This is a genomic window from Halogeometricum sp. S3BR5-2, from assembly GCF_031624635.1.
Lineage (GTDB): Archaea > Halobacteriota > Halobacteria > Halobacteriales > Haloferacaceae > Halogeometricum > Halogeometricum luteum.
This window is the reverse complement of sequence record NZ_JAMQOQ010000019.1, coordinates 1-1,402: the sequence shown is the minus strand read 5'-3', so window position 1 is coordinate 1,402 and position 1,402 is coordinate 1. Positions and strand designations below refer to the sequence as shown.

Sequence of the window (1,402 nt, the reverse complement as noted above, 5' to 3'; positions counted from 1 at the left end):
TCAGTACCTCACGAAACATCCTCAGCTAACCGCCTCTGAAGCTTGAGTTCTGTGTCGAATCGGTTCCGTTCCCGGACTTGATGAGGGAGTCACGGAGAGGATCAAGAGAAAGATGTCGCTGTCGGCGGCGGATCGCCGCCGACGCGACAGCCTTGCCACTCACCGCAGTGGCGTGCTCGGTCGATAGTTACCGAACGAACCGGTCGTCCGGTGGCCGATTTGCGGGGACGGCCCGACGCACTGCGAGGGCCGTCCACGCTGCCCGTCGGACCATGTTGGTGAACTCCTTGTACGACCATTCCCAGAGGCGACGCCCGCCTCGGCGGGGCGTCGCCACATACTCCCAGTGTAGATACCGCCAGACGTTCTGCAACACCAGACTCACCACAACGTACAGCAGTCGTACCGCCGGATTCTGTGTCGTAGTCGTCGCAATCGTTTGCTCGGAGAGCCGGTAGCTTGCCTCGATACCGAAGCGTTTCGCGTAGTGGTATCGAGCGTCCCGTGGCGTTTCGATGAACGGCGCGTCAGCGGCGTAGCCGTGACGCGCCACGCCATGTTCGTCGTACCGTCCATTTTGATAGGTGCAATCGAGGTAGACGGGAAACTCGACGGTCCAGCTGTGACCGTCGAGTTTCGCCGTCAGATCGTGTTGGATGACCCGACTCCAGCCTTCCGAGAGTTCCTGCTTGATCGTCTTCCCCCAGCGAACGATCGGCATCACGTAGGCGTAGTTGTGTGCCTGGAGCAGCGTGAGACACTTGCTGTCGTAGAATCCGCGGTCGAGGTAGACGGCCTTGACGCTGAGGTCAAGGCCGTCGAGGATGCCGAAGAACTCTGCGAGGACGCTGCTGGCGGTGTCGCCGTCGACCAGACGGCGCACCGCCAGCGTGTAGCGTTTGTTCTTCACGCGTGCGTACAGCGTCGCGTACGCGTGGAACGCGGTCGTTCCACGCTTCGCTTCCGAGTGGTAGAGTCCCTCTGTGTCGTCTTCATCACCGTAGTAGGGACGCAGGTGGAGGTCAGCGACGACCTCCACCTGCTTGGGAAGCACACCGAGAACATCCCGTTGGAGGAGTGTGGTTCCGACTTGTTCGAGCTGGTCCAGCTCGAACTTCGTCCGGAGATGATAGAGGACGGCGTTGGCACGAGGGGAGTCCGTACTGTTCTCACAGAGCGTCGAGATCGAGGTCCCGTCGGCGCACGCGCCGACGAGGACCTCGCAGATCTCTTCGAACGTTATCTGAGCGTTGTCGCCAAGAGTGATCGAAACTTCCTCGTCAAGGGCGTTGACGAGGAAATTAAGGAGCTGGTCTTCGTGGAGTCTACCGTCTGCTTGCCGGGTATTAGACACACCTTCTGCAAGCAGACCTCTCAACTAACCGGCTTCGTGAAGTACTGA

Annotated in this window: 1 protein-coding gene; it reads right to left on the bottom strand. The window is 60.0% G+C overall.

Annotated elements, in window-relative coordinates; all coding sequences use genetic code 11:
- Positions 1-187: 187 nt before the first annotated feature.
- Positions 188-1,354 carry an ISH3 family transposase gene (locus NDI79_RS23510; RefSeq protein ID WP_310931060.1) on the bottom strand — a complete coding sequence of 389 codons (1,167 nt, stop codon included), beginning with the start codon at positions 1,352-1,354 and terminating at the stop codon, positions 188-190.
- Between the last annotated feature and the right edge of the window lie 48 nt (positions 1,355-1,402).